The sequence below is a fragment of the Rhizomicrobium sp. genome (genome assembly GCF_056722145.1).
In genome coordinates this window covers 1-4,044 of the sequence record NZ_JBWZET010000081.1, presented here as the reverse complement: position 1 = coordinate 4,044, position 4,044 = coordinate 1, and the positions used below count along the sequence as shown (strand labels likewise).

At 63.6% G+C, this 4,044-nt stretch carries 4 protein-coding genes; all 4 read right to left on the bottom strand.

Going from position 1 to position 4,044, the window contains the following annotated elements; translation table 11 throughout:
- Nucleotides 1–185 (bottom strand): hypothetical protein (locus AC1P6P_RS04665; RefSeq protein ID WP_481401271.1); only part of this gene is annotated, 185 nt, incomplete at its 3' end.
- A gap of 63 nt (nucleotides 186–248) precedes the next feature.
- Nucleotides 249–2,306, bottom strand: a complete 2,058-nt coding sequence (locus tag AC1P6P_RS04660; protein ID WP_481401270.1) for a S46 family peptidase — start codon at nucleotides 2,304–2,306, stop codon at nucleotides 249–251.
- 184 nt (nucleotides 2,307–2,490) lie between these two features.
- Nucleotides 2,491–3,306, bottom strand: a complete 816-nt coding sequence (locus tag AC1P6P_RS04655; protein WP_481401269.1) for a hypothetical protein — start codon at nucleotides 3,304–3,306, stop codon at nucleotides 2,491–2,493.
- Between the two features lie 184 nt (nucleotides 3,307–3,490).
- Nucleotides 3,491–3,970 (bottom strand): bacterioferritin, encoded by a 480-nt coding sequence (bfr, locus tag AC1P6P_RS04650; protein WP_481401272.1) that lies wholly within the window; start codon nucleotides 3,968–3,970, stop codon nucleotides 3,491–3,493.
- Nucleotides 3,971–4,044: the final 74 nt, after the last annotated feature.

Here is a 4,044-nt window from a genome sequence, read left to right as displayed (position 1 = left end):
TCGTCTTCGACGGTGATCGACGTATACAGATGATCGGCGCGCCGGGTCAGGACGACATAGGGCAGGGTGGTCGAATCCGAGGCGCGGTAGCCGGTGACCGCCACCGTTTCCATGGCGTCTTGCGCGGCTGCCGGAAGCGCCGCAAATGCCGCAAAGCCCGCGAACGCGAGGATCGCTTTTCTCATGGTATCCCCCCAAGAGCGGGCGCCCCAACGCACCCGTCCGGGAAGTGTAGCACAAGCCGGAGCCTATTTCGCGGTCAGCTCCTTCACCAGGGCGGGTTGGTGATAGACGTTTTTCAGCGCCTCGGTGATCGCCGCGGTGGTGACCACGACCGTCCGGTTCACGCTGCCGTCATACCAGTAATCGCCGCCCAGGCTTTCGATATTGCCGTCGAAGGCGGCGCCGATCACCTCGCCCTTGGCGTTCAGGACCGGCGAGCCGGAATTGCCGCCGATGATGTCGTTGGTGCTGGCGAAGTTGAACACGGTCTTGGCGTTCAGCGTGTCCTTGAGGCCGACCCAGCGCTCCGGCAGGTCGAAGGGATATTTACCGGTGGCGCGGTCGTAGAGGCCGGGGAAGTAGGTGAACGGCGCCACCGGCGTGCCGTGCTCGTTCCAGCCCTCCACCGCGCCATAGCTGAGGCGCAGCGAGAAGGTGGCGTCGGGATAGTTCGCCGTTCCGTACACGGCAAAGCGGGCCTGGGCGATCTTCTCGCTGGCGCGTTCGGTCGGTGCCGCAACCTTGTCCTCATAGGCTTTGCGGATGGCGCGGCTGGTCGGATCGGTGGCGAGCACGAAGCGGATCATCGGGTCGTCGCTTTTTTCCACCGCGGCGCGGCCACCATCCCACAACGCCTTGCGATAGGCGGGATCGGCCAGCCGTGACCCCGCCAGCGCTTCGGCGAGGCTTTCCGGCGACTCCTTGCCGAGGAAAATCTTGGTGGCGGGGGCATCGGCGGTCAGCGCCTCACGCAGCTTCGACAGCCAGAAGGTGAGGCTCACGCGTTCGAGATCGGGATAGACCGGGCGCGCATCGAGCAGGTTTTTGGCGACCAGCGGCAGGCGTGCATCGGTGTAGTCGCGCAGCCGCTCGCCGTTCGGCTTCTCGCGTTCGGCGGTGCCGCGCACGATGGCGCGGGCATAAGAGAACAGTTCGGAACGGAAACCGGCGCGCGTTTCGGTCCACAGATACGGCCGTTCCAGTCCGGCGCGCACCTTGGCGATCGTTTCGAGTTCGCTCCACGGATCGCCGGTCGCCGCTGCAAGCTGGGCGTTCGCTTTCACCTTGGCGCGCAGATCGGCTTCGGCGGCGCGCTTGGCGGCCATCATCGCCGGATCGTTGAGGGTTTCGAAGCGGCCGCGATAGGCCTTGAAGCTGTTTTCGATGCCGAACAGATTGGCGCTGGCGATACGGGCGTGTTCGGGGCTTTCGGCCGAGAACTGGGTCAGCGTGCCGCGATATTCCGACAGCATGATCAGGGTATCGGGCATTACGAGGTCGCGCAGTGCCTCAAGCTGCGACACGGTCAGCAGCCGCGAGGTCGAGCCCGGATTGCCGGCCACGAACACCGGCTCGCCGGCTTTCGGATTGGCGACCGACCATTTGAGATGCTTGGGCGTGGCGGCCGGCTTGCCGTTCTCGTAAAGCCGCACCAATCCGAAATCGAGATTGAAGCGGGGGAAATTGAAATTGTCGGGATCGCCGCCGAAGAACGCGATTCCGGTTTCGGGCGCAAACGCCAGCCGCACGTCGGAGTATTTGCGATAGGCGTAGAGCTTGAACTGGCCGCCCTGATAGAACGCGATCACCTGGCAGCGGTATTTGTCCTCGCGGCCCTTGCAGCCGTCCTTCTCGATCGCGGCGATGGCGACGTCGCGCGCGTGCAGGAAATCGGCGCCGGTCTTGCCCTGGCTGGCGGTGTTGATGCGGGCCGTGACATCGGTGATGATCTCGAGGATTTCCGCCTGCATGCCGGGGCACAGCTTTTCGTCTTCGCGCTTGGCCGGCATGTAGCCGGTCTTGATGTAATCGTTCTGGGCGGTCGAGTTCTGCTGCACGCAGCTGCGCACGCAATGATCGTTGGTCAGCACCAGGCCCTGCTTGGAAACCACCGACGCCGAGCAGCCGCCGGAGAGCCGCACCGCGCCCGCCTGGACGCGATCGAGCCAGGCACGGTTCACGTCGACGCCGTAGCGGGTCTTCACTTGCGCGGCGGGAAAATTGTCGAACGTCCACATACCTTCGTCGGCAAACGCGGGCGTAAGGACGATCGCCGCAAGGGCCAGAGCGGTGCGCTTAAACAAAGAGACTCTCCGAGGTTTTGGCCCGGAGAGTCTTAAGGTGCAGGGCAGAACGGTTCAGTCGGTGAATTGCCGCGGCTCTATTTCTTTCCTCCCCCGCGGATCGCGTTCCGGCGAGCCGGTCGGAATAGCGGGGGTGGTGGCCGTAAGGCCGGAGGGGCGCGAAGACTGGTTGCGCATTGATGGTTTAAATTGATCGGGCCAGCCGGAAGCCGGCGCGCCAGCGTTCGGCGTCGGTGCGATAACCGCCCGCCACGTTCCCACCGCTTGCCAGCGGAAGTTGCGCCTGCACGCCGAGGGTAAACACCGCCAGGGAGCAGTCGTATTCAACGGTCGGACCGAGGAAGACCGTAAGACCGGCATCGGCGAAATCGACCGAGGTCACCAGCCGGCTGAACGCGAACTGGTTGCCGACCTCGAGCCCCAGGGTCCAATGCTCGTCGAGGGCATAGCCGAGGCCGTAATTGAGCGTGACCGCGCCGGATTCGGTCCAGCCGCCGTCGCCGTCTTTGTCCCAGCCGTTTTCGAAATTGATGTTGAGAACGTTCTCGAAGCCGCCGAAGTACTTGGTGAGCAGCAGCCGCAGGGCGAGGCCGCGCGAGCCGGCGTCCCATGCCGGATCGATTGCCACCGCGATTCCGACTGGGCTTTGGTCGGTTCGGGCGAGGATGAAAATCGCTTCCCCCTGAACCCCGACGACGCTGGTGGTGGCCGTCGGTCCGCCGGGTGGGCGGGTACGGTCCCAGTCGTAGGCGAGGGTGGCCGAAAGCTGGAGGCGGTCGGTCAGGCCGTAATCAAACTCGGTCAGGGATTCGAAGGCGTTATAGCTTTCGCCGGAGTGGCCGTGGGCCCAGCTCAGCCATTGCTGCACGGCATGATCGCCTTTGGCCATCACCGATGCCGGATCGGTATTGAGAAATGGCGCATCGTCTGCGGTTGCCGATCCCACGACCGCCGCCAACCCGAGTCCCATCGCCGCCAAGACTCGCACTGTTGCTCTCATTTTCCTTCCCCCTCGTGTTAATGAGATTGCGTCTCAACTTCACTTGGACGTTAGGGTAAGGCAACTGGCTGCCGGAACAATTGCGAGACTGTCGCAGCGCCGGGTTTAGGGTCCGCTAGGACCCCAAAAAGAGGGATTTAAGAATGCAAATCAATACTATGCGCGCGATGTCGCACAGCGCCGGTCAGGAGCCGTTCGGCTTCGATTGCAGCTGAATGTAGTTCTCGATCCCGATCTGCTCGATCAGCCGCATCTGAGTCTGGAGGAAATCGATGTGCTCCTCCTCGCTTTCGAGAATCGCCTTGAACAGCTCGCGCGAAACGTAATCGCCGATGGTTTCGCTATGGGCGACGCCGGCCTTCAGGGTGCCGAGGGCGTCGAGTTCGAGCGCCAGATCGCAGCCCAGCACCTCGCGTACGGATTCGCCGATGCGCAGCTTGCCGAGGTCCTGCAGATTCGGCAGCCCACCGAGGAACAGCACGCGCTTGATCAGCCGGTCGGCGTGCTTCATCTCGTCGACTGATTCTTCGTATTCCTTATGGGCGAGGATCGATACGCCCCAATCGGCCAGCATCCGCGAGTGCAGGAAGTACTGGTTGATCGCGGTCAGTTCGTTCTTGAGGGCGACGTTCAGCAGGCGGACGACTTCGCTGTCGCCGGGCAGCGAGGCGGTGGGCGAGGGGCCTATTCCGCCGCTTCCAGCGCTCGCACCGCCGGCTCCGGTTGGCTGTCCAGCAG